Here is a 16292-nt window from a genome sequence, read left to right as displayed (position 1 = left end):
CTCGAAAGGAGCGGGTCTTGACAGGCCACATGCAGGACCAGTACGACGTCGTCATCATGGGAGGCGGTCCGGCCGGATCGACCTTGGCCGCCTTCCTCCGCCGCGACGCGGGGTTAAGCGTCGCGATCATGGAGCGGGAGATCTTCCCCCGCGAGCACATCGGTGAGTCCTTCGCCCATCCGCTGGTTCCGGTCATCCAGGAGAGCGGCGCGCTGGAGAAGGTGCTCGAGAGCGACTGCTGGATCCAGAAGTACGGCGGGGTCTACAACTGGGGTCCCGGTGACCCCTCGGCCGCCTACTTCGAACACGCCGCGGTCATCTCCGACGGTGTTCCCCGCTGGTCCATGCATGTCAACCGGGCCGAGTTCGACCACGTCCTCCTCAACCACGCCGCCGACTGCGGCGCGGACGTCTTCGAGGGGGTGGAGGTCGCCACCTTCGAGCCCGCCGAGCCCGGCGACGACCTGTGCACCGTGACGTTCAAGGACGGCCGGAGCGTCCGGGCACGGTTCTTCGTCGACGCCTCTGGCCGCCAGAACAACGTGGCTCCGCTCGGGGAGCGCAAGCGCCGGGACTGGCTCTCGGGCTACAAGAACATCGCGATCTGGTCGCACTTCCTGGACTGCGAGTTCACCGAGAACCTGCCCGGCGACTGGAACATCTTCCGCGACCGCGCCTGGTCGCCGATCGGCTGTTTCAGCTTCACCGACGGCTGGATCTGGTACATCCCCACCCGGCAGCTCGTCGACGGCGAGCGCAAGACGGTGCACTCCATCGGCATCGTCACCAACCCCGCCGTGCTGGAGGACAAGGAGAAGGACTACACCGATCCGACCCGCTTCCTGGAGACCATCCGGCAGGTGCCGCTGCTCAAGGAGATGACGCAGCGGGCCCGGCCGGTCCGGGAGCACATGCTCACCGCCACCAACTACTCGCGGATCAGCGAGCGGTTCGCCTCCTACCAGCAGGGCTGGCTGGCCGTGGGCGACGCCTCGTACTTCGTGGACCCGCTGTTCTCCTCGGGCGCCTCGTTCGCGGTGACCCAGGCGATGGGGGCGGCGCTGCTGCTGCGGTCCACCTTCGACCCGGACCTCTCCGAAGAGGTCAAGCAGGAGCTGTGGCACGACTACGACACCGAGTGGCGGGGCATGGCGGACACCTTCGCCCTCGCCATCGACCAGTGGTACCACGCCATCGGCAAGTACTCCCCGGAGAGCGTCTACTGGAACTCCAAGGGGTCGAGCCCGGACCTGGACATCCGGGAGCAGACCTTCCAGGCGCTGCTCAACACGGCCCTGGTGCCGGACCTGCTGCGGATCATGACCCACGGCAGCGGTGAGATGAAGGACCTGGAGCGGGACGGCCCGTACATGCGGGCCTTCGGCAGCGCGGTGGCCGACCCGGCCCCGGACGCCGTGCTCACCCTCGCCCCGAACGTCGCCATGCGGGAGACCCTGGGCCTGGACATCCCGGGCTTCAAGGGCATGGAGCTGCCGCAGCCGTACGAGCTGCCGGATGAGGCCAAGGCCGCGATGGCGAAGTACTGGGAGGACCCGATAGCCAACTCCCACATGGCTCCCGCCCCGCTGTCCGAGCCGGTGCCGTGCCAGCGCTTCCACTTCATCGACGGCCCCGACCGCATGGGGGTCCGAGCGCTGGAGCGGGACGGCGGCACCGGACTGTGGGAGCTGCTGAACGAGGGGCCGGTGCGCTACGGGGAGCTGTGCGAGCGGCTCAGCCCGCCGCAGATCCAGCTCGTCAAGCGCCTGGTGCGAGCAGAAATGATCCATGTGAGCTGATCATGTGTGCGCACGTCTCTACGCCACGGGCGGCCTCGCGCCGCCCGTGGCGCGGTGTCTTGCGGGACTCCCTGACGATCCGTCGGCCGGAGTTCATGGTGGCGGCGTTCCCGATCGTGATGATCCCCACGCTGCTGATGGCCGCGGACTTCGGCGCCGTGGTCTCCTGGCGGTTCGCCGGCGCGTTCGTGCTGGCCTATCTGCTCTTCCAGTTCGGCGACATCATCAACTGCCTCGCCGACCGGGACCTCGACGCGAAGTACAAGGTGCGGCTCTCCGGCGCCGTCCACCGGCTGGGCGTGTCCAATGTGCGCTGGCAGATGCGGCTCACCTGGCTGGCCGCGGTGGTGCTCGGCACCCTGCTGGCCGTGTGGACCCGACACTGGGACCTGATACCGCTGGTCGTGCTCGAACTGCTGTGGGCCGCCCAGTACTCGGTGCGACCGCTGCACCTCAAGGCGCGCGGGCTGTGGCAGGTGCCGACCCTGTGCGTCATCATCTTCACGCTGCCGATGCTGATCGTCACTCGCGTGTACGCCGCCGCGCCGCCCTGGGAGCTGCTGACGCTCATCGCCGGCTACAGCGTGCTCCAGGAGGGCGTGATCCTGGTCAACACGGCCGAGGACATCCCCGAGGACGCCGAGGCCGGGCTGCGCACCTCCGCGCTGACGTTGGGGCCGGCCAACGCCGTCGCGGTGGGCGCGGCGATGGTGACGATCGGGGGAGTCGCCTGCACGCTGTCGCTGCTCGCCCTCGGCGACCCGTCCTGGGGGCTGCTGGGGCTGGGGCTCGCGGCCGGTTGGGTGCTGTGGGAGCTGGCGGCGATCTGGATCGCCGTGCGGGGGAAGCCGCTGGAGGCCGCGGTGGCGGCTCTGCGGCCGCCGGCCCGGAGAATGCCGGCCTGGCTCACCGCGATCGCCTGGGGCGTGCTCTCCTCCGCGGCGCTGGTGCTCTCGCACCGCTGACCCGTCGACCGCCTTGGGCCGGCGCGGTCGGGGCGGTCGGGGCGGTCGGGGCGGTCGGGGCGGTCGGGGCGGTCGGGGCGGTCATCCCCAGGACGCGATCAACTTCCCGAGCAGCTGCTTGAGTCGGCGCGCCTCGTCCTCCGAGAGCCGGTCGGTGAACTCCTTGTCGATGGCGGCCGCCCGCTCCTCGATCTCCTCGGCGGTGCGATATCCCTCGGCGGTCATCCACACCCGGTAGGCGCGCCGGTCGCGCGGGTTGCGGGTGCGGCGCACCAGGGATCGCCGTACGAGGCCGTCGACCGTGGAGCTCATGGTCGTGCGATCCACTCCCAGGCGCTCCGCCAGCGCCTGCTGCGAGGAGGACTCCTCGGTGTGCAGGATGCACAGCACCCCGTACTCCTTGACGCTCAACCCCTTCTCCGCGAAGGCGAGTTCGGCGCGCGAGCGGATCAGGGCGTGGGAGCGTCCGAGGAGGTAGCCGATGCACTCGCCCAACACCTCCGGCACCGCTCCCGGTGGCAGGCCCGGCGCCACTGAGAGGTCTTCGAGAGGCGAAGGCGAGTTCATGAACTCAGGGTAGCGGGCGTGGCGTCGCTCTCGGCGAGGAAGTCGCTCCCCCTGACGAGCAGGGCCGAGGCGACCGCCCCGGCGGCGGCGAGGACGGCGGCGAGCAGCAGGATGTGGTCGAGTCCGGAGACGAACGCCTGCTCGGCGGCGGCCGCGACCTGCTCGCGCGTCCCGACCGGTGCCCGCGCGGCGACCTCCTGGAGCCCGGCCGAGCTGACCGCGTCCGCGGTCCCCGGCGCGGCGGAGGGGACCAGCTCCTGGAACCGGTCGCGGACCCGGCTGTCGAAGACGGTGCCGAGCAGCGCGACGCCGAGCGCCACCCCGAGCACCCGGCAGGTGCTGCTCAGTCCGGAGGCCATCCCGGCGCGTGCCGGGGCCACGGTGCCCAGCGCCACCCGGGCGACGACCGGGTTGAACGCGCCGATGCCCAGCCCGATGAGCACCCCGCCGGCCAGCATCGCGGTCCAGTCGTCGCCCGGCCCCACACTGGCGGACATCAACAGCAGCCCGGCGGCCGCGCATCCCAGGGCGCCGCTGAGGACGGCCCGTATCGGCAGCCGCTGGGCCAGCGCCAGGCCGGGCCCGGCGGCCAGGAAGGCGCCGGTGGTGATGGGCATGAGCCGCAGCCCGGTCTCCAGCGCGTCGTGTCCCAGGACGTTCTGGAGGTAGAGGACGAAGAAGGTGAGCATGGCGAAGACCGAGGTGGCCAGCGCCAGCACGGCCAGCGAGGCCCCGGTGATGCTGGGCGTGCGGAACAGGCCGAGGTCCAGCAGCGGGTCCGCGGCGCGCCGCTCGACCGTGGTGAACAGGGCGAGCAGTGCGGCGGCGGCGACGAAGAGTCCCAGGATGAGCGGGCTCGTCCAGCCGCGCGCGTTGCCTTCGAAGAGCGCGAGGACCAGCGCCGTCAGCCCGCCGGACAGGGCCAGCAGCCCGGGCAGGTCGAGGCGGCCGGGCACCCGGTCGCGGCGGCTCTCCGGGGTGCCGCGCAGCACCATCAGCCAGGCCAGGGCACCGACGGGGATGTTGATCCAGAAGATGGCGCGCCAGTCGAGGGACTCGACCAGAGCGCCGCCGACCAGCGGGCCGATCGCCAGGGAGCCGCCGTTGATGGCACCCCAGACGCCGAGCGCCACCACCCGGTCGCGCTCCCGGTAGGCGGCGCCGAGCAGGGCGAGCGAGGGGGCGAGCAGCGCGGAGCCGCCGATGCCCTGGACGCCCCGGCACAGGTTGAGGGCGAGCGGGGTGGTGGCCAGCCCGGCGGCCAGCGAGGAGAGTGAGAAGACGACCAGGCCCCAGCGGAAGGTGCGCCGGTGGCCGATCCGGTCGCCGAGGGAACCGAAGGTCAGTGTGGTGGCGGCGAGGGCCAGCGCATAGCCGTCGATCACCCATCGCAGGGCGTCGAAGTCGGCGTCCAGGTCCCGCTGGATCTGTGGGAGCGCCACGTTCACCACCGTGACGTCCAACAGGAGCATGAAGGTCGCGAGGGACACCGCGACCAGCGTTCGCCACTTGGCCACTGCCCGATCCCACCGTTCGGAGGTCGACTGTCCTTCCGTCACATTCGTCAGTGGAGCTGACGGTCACCGTAGCGGGGGCGGTGCGCCGCTGCCAAGACACGGTCGTGCCCGGGGGGAGGGGGAGGGAACGGGTGCGCGCGGCGGCGGCCTCGGGGTCGGGTGGACCCCGGGGCCGCCGCCGGGTGCGCGTGGGGCGCGCGTTCAGTGCGAGGCCATGCCGTTGTGGCCGGCCGCCGCCTCGATGGTGCCGCCGATCTTCCCGCGCAACTCGTCCAGGGATTCCAGGGATTGCGCGACGACGACCCATCGCTTTCCGATGAGGTATTTCCCGCCGTACGCCTCGGATTCGGTGAGCCAGGCGCGCTGTCCGGAATCCGCGGCGAAGGTCACCATGCTATAGGTGCCGCGCTCGGTGGTGCAGCCGCCCTGGGTGAGTTCCTCGGCTTTGACATTGATCTGGGCCGTGCAGCCGATGGCGTCGGCGATATTCCGTAGGGACTGTGGCCGGGCCGGGGATTCCCGGTCGGATTCGGCGGCGTTTCCCGTTCCGCCGCAGCCGCTCAGGAGGAATGCGCAACCCAGGGCGGTGACGGCGAGGACGGGGTGCCGCGGAGGCGGGGTCATCGTCACTCCCCGGCCGCGACGCCCGCCTTCTTGCCGTCCTTGGTGACGGCGAACCAGAGTCCCTGCTTGCCCTGGCCGTTGGTGTCGCCGGGCTTGGCGTCGCCGGTGAAGGTGTAGACCGGCCAGCAGTCGATGGCGAGCTGCTTGGTCCCGTCGGGCCGGGTGACGGTGGTCACCAGCTTGTCGGCCACGCCCTCGACCTTGGTCTTGTCGACCGGCGGGGCGGGCTTCCAGGTGTCCAGGCAGGCGTCGTTGCAGGCGAACTTCATCGGCCAGGCGCTGTCCTTGTTGAAGCGGTAGAGCGTCATCCGCTTGCCGTCGACGATGATCGTGCCGAGCTTGGGGTCCTCGGTGGTGGTCAGCTCGGTGTCGGCGGCACCGGCACCCTGCTCCCAGCCCTCGCCCTGCTCGCCGCCGCCCGCCTGACCTGCCTTCTTGCCGTCGGGGGCGAGGGCGTTCCAGGTGCCGCCCACACCATGGCCCTTGGTGTCGCCGGCCTTGGTGTCCTTGGCGAAGCGGTAGACCGGCCAGCCGCCCAGGGTGAGCTGCTTGCTGCCGTCGGAGCGGACCACCGAGCCGAGCAGCGAGGAGTCCATGCCCGCCGCGGCCGAGGCGTCGTCGGCGGGGACGACCGGCCACGCCGTGGCGCAGTCGCCGTCGCAGTTGGACTTCGGAGGCTTGGGCGTGTCCTTGTCGAACCGGTAGAGGGTGAAGCCCCGGCTGTCGGTCACGATCTCGCCCAGCTTGGCGTCCTCCCGCACGGAGAGCTGCTTGGCCGGCTTGGCGTCCGCCCCCTCGCCGTCGGTCGCGGAGCCCGCGTCGCCGCCGTAGCCGTCGGACCCGTAACCGTCGGATCCGTAATCCTTCCCCTTTCCATAACCGTCCTTGCCGATGTCCTTGGTGTCACCGACCGGCTGGACCTTGTTGTTGCTCTCCTGGGACTTGGTGTCCTCTCCGCCGCAGGCACCGGCCGTGAGCATGATGAGGGTGGCCGCCGCTCCGGCGAATGCCGCGTGCCGCTTGTTCCTCATGTTCCTCATGTGTGTTTCCCTTCGCCTTCGATGCGGTTCTGGTGGTGCGTTCGGGTTCTCTCGGTCCGGCTCTGCCGCGCCGTTGTGCCCCTTGATACGGGCGGCGAGGCCGCGGATGTTCAAAGGCCGGGGAATTTGTCACATCGCGTCAAAAGCGCAACAGGCGGGTAACAGTTCATTCCTGGATGCGCAGCGCGAGAGCCGGGCAGCGGCGCACCGCGCGGAGGGCCCGGGGGCGCTGTCGGCGCGGCAGCGGCATGCTGGCCTGCGCCGGGTAGCCGTCGGCGTCGAGCTGGATGACGCCGGGGATGATGTCGGCGCACAGCCCGTGCCCCTGGCACAGCGTCCAGTCCACCATCAGCCGTTCCTCTCCCCCGCCACGCCCCGGCGCGGACGCCGCCGCCGGCTCGGGTCCGCCCTCCTCGGCGGGCAGCGGCAGGGCGCCCAGCACCTCGCGTCCGCAGCCGGAGCCGAAGGCGTGCTCCTCGAACTCCTCCGGGAAGGCCGCGAGCGCGGAGGCCACGAAGGAGGAGGTGCCGTCGGGGTGGCTGCAGGCGCCGCGGCCGCGGACCGCCCTGACCCGGCCGTGCAGGGCCTCGAAGGCGTTCCGCCCGCCTCCGTACACCACTCGGGCCAGCGCGTCGGCCATCGCGGGCAACCCCAGCACGCACGGTCCGCACTGCCCGGCCGACTCGGCCGCCATCCAGCGCGCCACCTGGAGCGTCTCCCCGGCCGGGCAGGTGTCGTGCGGCAGCGGCAGCACCGCCCCCGCGCCCAGCACCGCGTCGTACGCGGCCAGCGAGGCGCGGGAGATCGTCGCCGCGCGGGCGGCTTCCGGGCCCAGCCATCGACCGTGGTAGCCGCCGACCAGGACGCCCTGTCCGGCGTCGGTGCCGGAGAGCTGGAGGACATAGGTCAGCGGCACCCCGGTGGGGGTCTCCACCACCTGCCGGCCGGCGACGGTGAGCAGCACGGTGCCGGGCTCGGTGGGCAGCCCGGCCTCGCGGTACGGCAGCGCCCCCAGCCGGGCGGCGACGGCCAGTTGGGCGAAGGTCTCGGTGTTGGACAGCAGGGTGGGGAGGCTGGACAGGCCGCTGTCGCTGGAGCGCACCTTGCGCCCCGAGGGCAGCGCCGGGCCCCGGTTGAGCCCGCTGGTGAGCGCGGTCCCCTCGCCGGTGACGAAGCGTTCGGGCAGCAGGGTCACCCGTATGGGGCAGCCCCCGGAGGGGGCGCGCTGGGCGATGGCCTCCCGTATCGAGCGCTCCACGTCCGGCCGGGTCACCCCGACCGCCACCTCCTCGGCGCCCAGCGCCTCGGCCGCCAACTGCGCGCCGTCCAGCGCCAGGTGGGGGGCGTGCAGCCAGAGCGCGGTGTCCTTCAGACAGCTGGGCTCCCCCTCGCTGCCGTTGACGACCACCGCCGTCCGGCCGTCGCGGCGGCGCGCCGAGGCGGTCACCGCCCGCAGCTTGCGGGCGAACGGGAAGCCCGCGCCACCCCGACCGCGCAGGTCGATGTTCTCCGCCAGTTCCACCAGTTCGTCCGCGCGCAGCTCGGGCAGCGCGCCGTGCACCGTCAGGTGCCCCACCCGGTCCAGCCGCGCCACCTCGTCCAGGCCCGCCAGCAGCCGTGGCGGGCCCACACAGGCGAGCGTCGGCCAGGGTCCGGTCACCGCCGGAACCGGCGCCGGCCACCGGGGCGGGGGTCGGCGGCGTTCGCCCGCGCCGCCGATCCACCGCTTCCGGTCCGGGCGCGCAGCCGATGGACGAGCAGCGCGGCGACCCCCACCAGGCACAGGGCGTAGGCGAAGGTCACCCAACCGGCCGCCAGGCGGCCCGACTTGAGGCCGTGCACCAGAGCGGAGCCCCAGGCCACGTAGGCGCTCATGTGCACGGCCCGCCACCACTGGGAGCGCCCCTTGGGCGCGAAGGCGCTGCGCAGCGCCCCGGTCACCGCGACCGTCACGAACAGATAGCCGGCCAGCGTGCCCAGACCGATGAGGACCGGCTGGGAGCTGTCGGTGAACGGCAGGACGGCGGAGGAGCCGCTGGCCTGCCCCCGGGCCACCTTGACCCAGATGTGCAGGCCCAGGAAGCCCAGCCCGGAGACGCCGAGGCCGCGGTGGACGGCCTGGGCGACGAGCCGGTGCGAGGACTGGAGCAGCAGCCGATCGGTGGCCACCAGGCCCCACAGCACGGTGGAGCTGAGCGACACGAGCGCCAGCACGCCCGCGCCGAAGTCGAGGAAGTCCATGAAGCGGGTGAAGGCGCCGGCGTTACCCGCCACCGCCAGGGAGAGCAGCACGGCCGCGGCGAAGAGGCCGACCATGGCGGGGCGGGGGCCGGAGCGGCCGACCAGCGGCGGAGGGGCGGGGCGGCGGGCCGTGGTGGTGCGGCCGGCGGCGCGTCGCCCGCCACCGGGCCGAGGCGGCGGCCCGGCGTGACGTCCCCTGCGGCGGGGGCGGGGCGGTGCGTATGCCTCTGTTGTTGTTTGCACTTGCGACTGCGTCGGGGAAAAGGTCATCGAAGCCTTCCGAGCGCGCGGCGCCGAGCACTTCACAAGGACCTCGACGCCCAGGTCGGGGGGTGGCCGGCCGAGTTGCCCAGCGGCACCGGCCGGAGTGCTGAAGTATCTCGGGTCTACCCAGAAGCTTCACAAGCTTTATCGCGGTGTGACAAATTCTTCGGCGCACGCAGTCGTCGCGCCACGCGGCTGCGGAAGATGCCCATCCGGGCGGTCCGGACGCCGATCCCGACCACCCCCCGAGAGTGGAAGGTGTCCCCATGCACGCATTCTGCGGTTCGCGACCTTCGGTTGCCCCCCACCCGATGTCGGCCGCGGGGAGATCCCGCAGCCCGCACCGACCGCGCTGAGGAGCGCCCATCAGGGCGCAGGAGGAGGACCCTCAACTCCTGTTTCACCGGGCGTCTCTAGCCCCGGCCAGATCGAGGTAAAAATGTGCGAACTACTCAACCGAATGTGGTCGCGCCCGAAAAGCGAGTGGCACTGCGTTCTCCGCAGTGAAATCCCATCTTTCGCGGAATCGGTCACAGACGCACTTCGGAGTGCAAAGCCAGGCTTTCCCGCTTTTCTGGCGGAAACGTCCCCTGAAGAGGCCCAACGGATCGTCGAACAGGCCCTGTTGCTGGCTCTCGGGCTGCGCGAGGCGCCCGATGACCGGCCCATGACCGTTTCTGACCATACGTCGACGCGCGTAAACCCGCGCGGTCATGTGCGGCCGGTGCCCCTGGCGCCCGTCGCCGCGGTCACTACCGTGACCCCGGTGACCCCCCTCCGTGCCGCCCCGTCGGTCGCCGATCCGGCCGACCGGGCGCGCCAGGACCTGTTCGAGGCGCTGACCCGGGATCCCGCCTCCGCCGGCGAGCGGTCGCTGCCGCAACTGGCGCACGCCGCCCGGTGGCCGCTGCCCGACACGGTCCTCGCCGTCGCCCTCGCCGCACCCGGCGAGCTGCCGCGGCTCACCGCCGCGCTGGGTGACAACCTTGTCGGGATGGTGGAGAACCGGCCCTGCCTGCTCGTCCCCGACCCCGATGCGGAGGCACGGCTCACCCTGGAGTCCGCGCTGCGCGGCCGCACCGCGGCCGTCGGGCACACCGTCCCGCTCTACGACGCCGGCGCCTCGCTGCGCTGGGCGCGGCGGCTGCTGAGCCTGACCCCGCAGAGCGGCGGCCCCGAGGCCCGTGTGGTCTTCGTCGACGACCACCTGTCGACCCTGTTGCTGTTGCAGGACGAGTCCCTGGCCAGGGCGCTGGCCACGCGCTGGCTCCAGCCGCTGGCGGGGCTGACCCCCCGCCAGAGCGAACGGCTGGAGGAGACCCTGCTCGCCTGGCTGGAGGGCGGCGGCGCGCCAGAGGCGGCCAAGGCGCTCCACGTGCATCCGCAGACCGTGCGCTATCGGCTGCGGCAGATCGAGAAGCTCTTCGGTCCGGGGCTGCGCGACCCCAGGACCCGGTTCGAGCTGGAGCTGGCCCTGCGCAGCCGGCGGCTGATGGCGCAGGTGCGTCGGCATCGCTCCCGTATGGCGCGCAAGGCGCGCGGCGTGACGGGGAGCGTGGCCGGCACCGTGGGAGGCATGGCGGGTGGCCGGCTTAGCCTGGGTGTCGCACGTGAGGCCCGGGTCAACGGCTTGTAGGGCGGACGGTGACGCGGCGGCCCCGGCATCGCGCCGGGGCCGCCGCTTGTGTGACCTCCTCTCTGTTTCCGTGTGGGTGGTCCGCCGTTTCCGTAGCCGGCTCTCCCTTGGATCAGCCGCAGTCGCGGCCGCTGTTGATGCACCCCGCCGCGCGCGCCATCAGGCGGTTCGACATCACGTTGATGAAGTCGCCGTGGTCGGTCACGGGCTTGTGCAACTGTTCGGGAAAGCTGTCGACGGCGAAGACGGCGCCGCCCGGGACGTCATAGGTGATCCGCTGCACCAGCTGCGGGATCGCCCGGAAGCCCTGGGGGCAGACGCCGTTGTCGTCGGCGAAGGCGACATGGGTGCGATGGTTGGCGCTGTCGATGTTCCGGCCGTCCCAACAGCTCTGGAAGCGGAAGGTGCGCACCACCTTGCTGCCGCCGGGGCAGATCGGGTACTTGTCCGTCAGCTCGCGGTTCTCGAAGCCGGTGCAGGTCCAGGACGCGTTGGCGTTCGCGGTGCCGTTGGTGAACGACTTGGCGTCGCCGGTGATGATGCGCAGGAAGCGCGGCATCGGCGTGACCCGGCTGACCGGGCTGCCGCGGAACTCGATGGACACCTCGGAGGGGGTGAGGATGGTGCCGACGTTGCCCTCGATGCCGCCGCCGGGCGCGTTGACGTCCCGCTCCTGGCGACCGTCGCGCACCCGTAGCACCGGCCAGTAGTAGGTGGACTGGTCGCCGTTGCCGCAGGTGGTGCCGGCCGCGGCCAGGCTCTCGTTGGTGGAGAAGCCGTCGGTGGAGTCGTTGCCCACGTAGTCGTGCATGTGGTGGGCTCCGTTGCTCACCCCGGGGGCGACGATGACGTTGTCGGAGTTGAACCTGCCGTTCTCGTTGCGGCCGCACTCCGAGGTGAACGTGCCGGTGGAGCCGTCGCGCCGGAATCCGGGCTCGTTCACGTTGGGCCGGACGTTCCTGATGTCGACGAAGTCGTCGCGCGAGGAGCCCTGGCCCTGTTGGCCCTGGCCCTGGTCGGGAGCGCCCTGCCCCTGGTCCTGGCCCGGAGCGCCCTGGCCCGGCCCTTGGCCGCCCGTCTGACCGGTGGTGCGCACCGTGTCCCACTTCACCTGGCAGCCGCTCATCCTCGTCAACCCGGAGGTGTCCACGGAGGCGGCGCGCAGCGCGTTGACGATCCGGCCGATGGTGGCGCCGCGCTTGTCCTTCAGCTCGGTGAGCACGGTGCCGCCGGCGGCCCGCCCGGAGGTCAGTCGCCGGTAGGCGTCGGCGACCTGCACATCGAGCTGGGCGAGATTGCGGTCGACCGTCCGGCGGGAGGCGGCGGGGACGTCCCGCAGCCGGTCCCCCACGTCGGGGCAGTCGATGGTCTGGGCGCGCTGTCGGGTGTTCGCGCCCCCGGTGTCGCGCCCTGCCTCCGGTGGCGAGGAGTTTCCGGCCGAGGCGTTCGCCGCGATGACGGCGACGCCGCCGGCGCCCAGCGCCAGCACCGAGGCCAGCACCACATAGGGGCGGGCGAACCGCGCGCGTTTATGGCTCTGTTCTCTCATCAGCTCACTTCGCTTCGTCATCGGGTGTCGTTCAGCGCGTCGAAGTCGACAAGCCCGGTCTCTTCGAGCACCGTGATGTGGTCGAGGACGATCGTGTTGGCGCGGGTGGCCAGGGATCGGACCATGGAGTTGCGCGTGTTGGCACGCACCTGCGCCACGAGGTTGAAGACCTTGCCGTGCGCCCGGCGCAGTAGGTTGGCGAAGAGCCGCTCGTACTCCCGGCCGCTGGCCTCCTCCAGCTGTCGGAGCCACTCCTGCTGCTGCTCGCTGGGCTGGTTGGCCAGGTCGACGCCGACGGCGCCGCCGACCTGGATCACCATCCGGTCGAGTTCGGTGTGGCCCTCGACGAGGTGTTCCCCGGCGACCTTGACCGCCCTGGTGCTGCCGCGTTGCTGCGCCTGGCGTCCCGCGGGCAGCTCCCACAGCCCCGCCAGTCGCACCTTGCGGACGAACTCCCGGTCCAGGGGGGTGAGCGGCCCGTACTGGGTGCTCATGACCCCCCGCCCGTCGTCCTCGCTCGCCTGCCCGGCGGGCGCGGTGGCGGCGCCGGTGCCTCCGCCGCCGCCGAAGGACTGCACGGGGATCAGCAGGGCCACGAGCGTCGCCGCCAACGCACCCACCACCAGGGTGGTGGCGAGCGCGTAGCGGGACGCGGTCGATCTGCCGGAGACGAAACGCCGCACGCCGGATAGCACGGGGCTGTCCTCCTCTTCGCTGCCGGATGGGATGCGAAGGGACGCTAGCGCCGGGTGCGGCGGTGCCGGTGAGGGTTGGTCACCGAATGAGCAAACAACGATGGCGGCACGGAATCCCTGCTACCGTGCCGCCAGCCCCTTTTTTCAGGGCTCGGTTCGCCTCCGGGCGCTCTGTGCGACTGCCGACGGTCGACCGTGCTCGCCTGCTCGTTCCTCACAGGCTCCGCGCGCTCTCCCTTTCGGCAGCCGCGCGCCCTTCGGCTCACTCGCCGGTCCGTACGGGACGGAGTGCGTCCGCAGCCGTGAGGCGGGCTCGGCCATGGTGCCCATAGGCGAACCGTGCCCTCAGAAGAAGCGGGTGCGCTGGACGTACGTGGCGAAGTCGGCGGGTTCGCGACCGAGAACGCGCTGGACGCCGTCGGACAGATGGTCGTCACGGTTCTCCCGGACCCGTCGGAACAGCTCGTTCAGCAGCGTGACCACCTCCGGCGGGAGGCCCTGGGCGGTGAGCTCGGCCGCGTACTCCTCCTCGGTGAGCGGCACATAACGGATCTCCCGGCCGGTGGCCTCGGCGATCTCCGCGACCGCCTCGCCGAAGGAGAGCGACCGCGGCCCGGACAGCTCGTACGTCTGCCCGCCGTGGCCGTCCTCGGTGAGGGCCGCGACCGCCACCGCCGCGATCTCCTCGGCGTCGACGAACGGTTCCCGACCGTCGCCGGTCGGCAGGCGCAGCTCTCCCGCGGCCACCCCGTCGGCCAGGATGAACAGCTCGCCGAAGTTCTGCGCGAACCAGCTGGGTCGCAGGATGGTCCAGGTCGGTCCGGCCTCCTTCACGATGGCCTCCTTGGACAGCAGGTCCTGGTCGCCGGCCTGCTCTCCGCCGCGCACGGAGAGGTAGACCAGGCGCTCCACGCCCCGTTCGGCGGCGAGCGCCCCGAAGTCACGCAGCTGCTCGGCCGCGTCGGGGCTCTCGGAGTCCACCACGTAGACCGCGGCCGCGCCGTCGAGCACGGCGGCCCAGGTGGACCGGTCGTACCAGTCGAAGCGGTGCGCGCTGGAGCGCGAGGCGACACGGATCAGGTGGCCCCGCTCCTGGAGCTGGGAGGCCACGCGGCGGCCGGTCTTGCCGGTGCCGCCGAGAACAACGATCGGCTTGTCGGTCATGGCGACGAGTCAACCGCCGCCGGCCGTGCCCGACCATCGTCGAAACGCTCAGCGGAATGTCCGTGCGTCCAGGGCCGGTCCACGCCGCCCGGGGCGCGCCCGGGCTAGGGACGCGACGTCTGGCCGGCGGCGCGCGGCGGGCAGACGAACTCGCACCACACCACCTTCCCGCCGCCGCGCGACTCCACGCCCCACACGTCGGCCAGCCGGTCCACCAGGAGCAGCCCGCGCCCGGACACCCCGGACTCCCCGGCCTCACGGCGGCGGGGCAGGGCGCTGGAGGTGTCCTCGACCTCGACCCGGAGCCGGCGTTCGTAGCCGGTGAGCATCCGGACCGTCACGACCCCGGGGCCGTCCGTGTGGAGCAGCGCGTTGGTCATCAACTCGTCGGCGACCAGCTCGATGTCGTCCGAGCGCTCGCCGGCGCCCCAGGCTCGGAGCGCCGCGCGGATCATGTGCCGGGCCGAGGAGAGCGCGTCCGGGTCGCCCTGGGCGACGTGCTGCTGGAGCTTGCCGCTGGACTGCGGCACATCGGTACCGCGGCGGCGCAGCAGCAGCAGCGCCATGTCGTCCTCGCCGCCGCGGTCCTCCACGACGGCGCAGAGCTTCTCTGCGAGCTGCTGGATGTCGTAGGGGCCGTCGCGGACGATCTGGGTGAGCTGCTGGATGCCGTCGTCCAGGTCCGCTCCGGGCACCTCGACCAGCCCGTCGGTGCACATCAGCAGGGTCTCGCCGGGGTCCAGCTCCACGGTGGTGACGGGGTACTCCAGACGGCGGAACTCGGCGGACAGGCCCAGCGGCAGCCCACCGGCCAGCGGCAGCCGGCGGCAGGTGCCGTCGGTGTGGCGCAGCAGCGGGTCGATATGGCCGGCGCGCACCAGGTGCACCATCCCGGTGGGCGGGTCGACCTCGCCGTAGGCGCAGGTGGCGAAGCGGTCGGTGTCCAGCTCGTGGAGGAAGATCGAAGCCCGGGCCATGACGGTGGAGGGGCTGTGTCCCTCGGCGGCGTAGGCCCGCAGCACGATGCGGAGCTGGCCCATGACGGCGGAGGCGTGGGTGTCGTGGCCCTGGACGTCCCCGACGGCGACCCCGACCCGGCCGCCGGGCAGGGGGATGACGTCGTACCAGTCGCCGCCGATGTCGCGTCCGATGCGGGCGGAGCGGTAGCGGACGGCGATATGGGTGCCGGGGATGGCCGGGATGCGGCGTGGCAGCATGGCCTGCTGGAGCCCCTCGGCCAGGTCGTGCTCCTGTTCGAAGAGCATGGCGCGTTGCAGGCCCTGGGCGATGCTGGTGCCGAGGGTGACGATGAGGTTGCGCTCCTCGGCGCCGAAGCCCTCCTTGTCCTTGTAGAGCAGGCCCAGGGTGGCGATCGGGCGGCCCTGGGCGATCAGCGGCAGATAGGCGGCGCGGGAGACGCCCAGCGGATCCAGGTGCGGCCACAGGACGGGGTAGCTGGTGGCGAAGTCCTGGCGGGTCTCGATGAACCGGGGCTTGAGGGTCCGCACCACCTCGCTCATCGGGAACGGGTCGTCGATCCCGGTCCAGTCGAACTCCGGGATGGGCTGTCCCAGCTGCCCCTCGGCGACGATGTGGATGCGGCCGCCCTCGACCAGGCCGAGGATCACGCTGGCGAGGCCCAGGTGGCCGAGGGCACGGGCGTCGTTGAGCACGTCGATGACGTCGGGCACGGTCCTGGCGTGCGCGAGGATGGCGGTGACCCGCTCCACGACGCTGGTCACCCGGATGCGCTCCTCGGCCAGGTCCGGGCGCCCGGACTCGCCGCCGGGCTCGCCGGGGGCGTCGCGGAAGATCCCGATGATCCGGTACGGCCGCCCCGTCCCGTCCCGCTGGATGGTGGCCTGGGTGTGCACCCAGCTCTGCTCGCCGTCCTCGTGTCGGACCCGGATGTAGGTGCTGTAGCGCTCGCTGCCGTCCTTGAGGGCCTGGGAGACCACGGCGTCCAGCCGGGCGGTCTCGGTGGTGGGCAGGGTACGGCCGAGGGAGGACGGATGCCCGTCGTACTGGTCCGCGGTCATGCCGAGCACCCCGAGCGCGGGCGGGTCCACATACATCAGGCCGCTGTCGAGGTCCCAGTCGAAGCAGCCCATGCGGTTGAGGGCCAGGCTCAGTTCCGGGCGGGCGGGCCAGTCGTCCGGCACCGACTCGGCGGCCGACGTCGCTCGCCGTTCAGCCATAGCGCCACTCTGCCACCATTCGTCGGTTTTTTC

The 16292-nt window shown here is 71.9% G+C and carries 13 protein-coding genes; 3 read left to right on the top strand and 10 right to left on the bottom strand.

All coding sequences use genetic code 11. The features are described from left to right. Nucleotides 1–17: 17 nt before the first annotated feature. Together CD790_RS26485 and CD790_RS26480 are read left to right on the top strand one after the other, a co-directional pair. Nucleotides 18–1799, top strand: a complete 1782-nt coding sequence (locus CD790_RS26485) for an NAD(P)/FAD-dependent oxidoreductase (protein WP_260867897.1) — start codon at nt 18–20, stop codon at nt 1797–1799. 59 nt (nt 1800–1858) lie between these two features. Further along, nucleotides 1859–2764, top strand: coding sequence for a UbiA family prenyltransferase (locus CD790_RS26480; protein WP_186319249.1), 906 nt, complete (start codon nt 1859–1861; stop codon nt 2762–2764). An 81-nt stretch (nt 2765–2845) separates the two neighbouring features. Here CD790_RS26480 and CD790_RS26475 read toward each other — a convergent pair whose 3' ends face one another. From CD790_RS26475 to CD790_RS26450, 6 genes are all read right to left on the bottom strand, one after another. Further along, nucleotides 2846–3331 carry a MarR family winged helix-turn-helix transcriptional regulator gene (locus CD790_RS26475; RefSeq protein WP_144385872.1) on the bottom strand — a complete coding sequence of 162 codons (486 nt, stop codon included), beginning with the start codon at nt 3329–3331 and terminating at the stop codon, nt 2846–2848. Further along, nucleotides 3328–4848, bottom strand: a complete 1521-nt coding sequence (locus CD790_RS26470; protein WP_144385871.1) for an MFS transporter — start codon at nt 4846–4848, stop codon at nt 3328–3330. The genes CD790_RS26475 and CD790_RS26470 overlap by 4 nt, the downstream gene beginning before the upstream one ends. A 201-nt stretch (nt 4849–5049) precedes the next feature. Further along, nucleotides 5050–5472, bottom strand: coding sequence for a hypothetical protein (locus CD790_RS26465; RefSeq protein WP_144385870.1), 423 nt, complete (start codon nt 5470–5472; stop codon nt 5050–5052). Between the two features lie 2 nt (nt 5473–5474). Then, on the bottom strand, nt 5475–6503 hold the full coding sequence (locus tag CD790_RS26460) for an SCO0930 family lipoprotein (protein WP_144386101.1): 1029 nt from the start codon (nt 6501–6503) through the stop codon (nt 5475–5477). 175 nt (nt 6504–6678) lie between these two features. Continuing rightward, a complete protein-coding gene (locus tag CD790_RS26455; protein WP_144385869.1) occupies nt 6679–8172 on the bottom strand; it encodes an NADH-quinone oxidoreductase subunit NuoF family protein in 1494 nt (497 codons plus the stop codon). Continuing rightward, complete coding sequence (locus CD790_RS26450) at nt 8169–8828, bottom strand: hypothetical protein (protein ID WP_260867896.1); 660 nt, start codon at nt 8826–8828, stop codon at nt 8169–8171. Before CD790_RS26450 ends, CD790_RS26455 begins: the two co-directional genes overlap by 4 nt. 955 nt (nt 8829–9783) lie before the next feature. Between CD790_RS26450 and CD790_RS26445 the strand changes: the two genes are divergently transcribed. Then, on the top strand, nt 9784–10653 hold the full coding sequence (locus CD790_RS26445; RefSeq protein WP_260867895.1) for a CdaR family transcriptional regulator: 870 nt from the start codon (nt 9784–9786) through the stop codon (nt 10651–10653). A 112-nt stretch (nt 10654–10765) separates the two neighbouring features. Here CD790_RS26445 and CD790_RS26440 read toward each other — a convergent pair whose 3' ends face one another. The 4 genes from CD790_RS26440 to CD790_RS26425 all read right to left on the bottom strand — a co-directional run bounded on the left by CD790_RS26440 (nt 10766) and on the right by CD790_RS26425 (nt 16259). After that, on the bottom strand, nt 10766–12223 hold the full coding sequence (locus tag CD790_RS26440) for a DUF1996 domain-containing protein (protein ID WP_313956538.1): 1458 nt from the start codon (nt 12221–12223) through the stop codon (nt 10766–10768). After that, complete coding sequence (locus CD790_RS26435; protein ID WP_144385867.1) at nt 12220–12897, bottom strand: DUF4142 domain-containing protein; 678 nt, start codon at nt 12895–12897, stop codon at nt 12220–12222. The genes CD790_RS26440 and CD790_RS26435 overlap by 4 nt, the downstream gene beginning before the upstream one ends. A 345-nt stretch (nt 12898–13242) precedes the next feature. Further along, on the bottom strand, nt 13243–14061 hold the full coding sequence (locus CD790_RS26430) for an NAD(P)H-binding protein (protein ID WP_144385866.1): 819 nt from the start codon (nt 14059–14061) through the stop codon (nt 13243–13245). 104 nt (nt 14062–14165) lie between these two features. Further along, nucleotides 14166–16259 carry a SpoIIE family protein phosphatase gene (locus CD790_RS26425; RefSeq protein WP_144385865.1) on the bottom strand — a complete coding sequence of 698 codons (2094 nt, stop codon included), beginning with the start codon at nt 16257–16259 and terminating at the stop codon, nt 14166–14168. Nucleotides 16260–16292 lie beyond the last annotated feature (33 nt).

Source organism: Streptomyces sp. SAJ15 (genome assembly GCF_007595705.1).
GTDB lineage: Bacteria > Actinomycetota > Actinomycetes > Streptomycetales > Streptomycetaceae > Streptomyces.
The sequence above is the reverse complement of the archived record's forward strand: the minus strand, read 5'-3'. Positions and strand labels throughout refer to the sequence as shown.

Bases quoted from the DNA above. Each gene is read 5' to 3' on its own strand.
- CD790_RS26450 (WP_260867896.1), bottom strand. From the start codon at position 8,828: ATGGTCGGCCTCTTCGCCGCGGCCGTGCTGCTCTCCCTGGCGGTGGCG.
- CD790_RS26475 (WP_144385872.1), bottom strand. From the start codon at position 3,331: ATGAACTCGCCTTCGCCTCTCGAAGACCTCTCAGTGGCGCCGGGCCTG.
- CD790_RS26465 (WP_144385870.1), bottom strand. From the start codon at position 5,472: ATGACCCCGCCTCCGCGGCACCCCGTCCTCGCCGTCACCGCCCTGGGT.
- CD790_RS26430 (WP_144385866.1), bottom strand. From the start codon at position 14,061: ATGACCGACAAGCCGATCGTTGTTCTCGGCGGCACCGGCAAGACCGGC.
- CD790_RS26460 (WP_144386101.1), bottom strand. From the start codon at position 6,503: ATGAGGAACAAGCGGCACGCGGCATTCGCCGGAGCGGCGGCCACCCTC.
- CD790_RS26425 (WP_144385865.1), bottom strand. From the start codon at position 16,259: ATGGCTGAACGGCGAGCGACGTCGGCCGCCGAGTCGGTGCCGGACGAC.
- CD790_RS26440 (WP_313956538.1), bottom strand. From the start codon at position 12,223: ATGACGAAGCGAAGTGAGCTGATGAGAGAACAGAGCCATAAACGCGCG.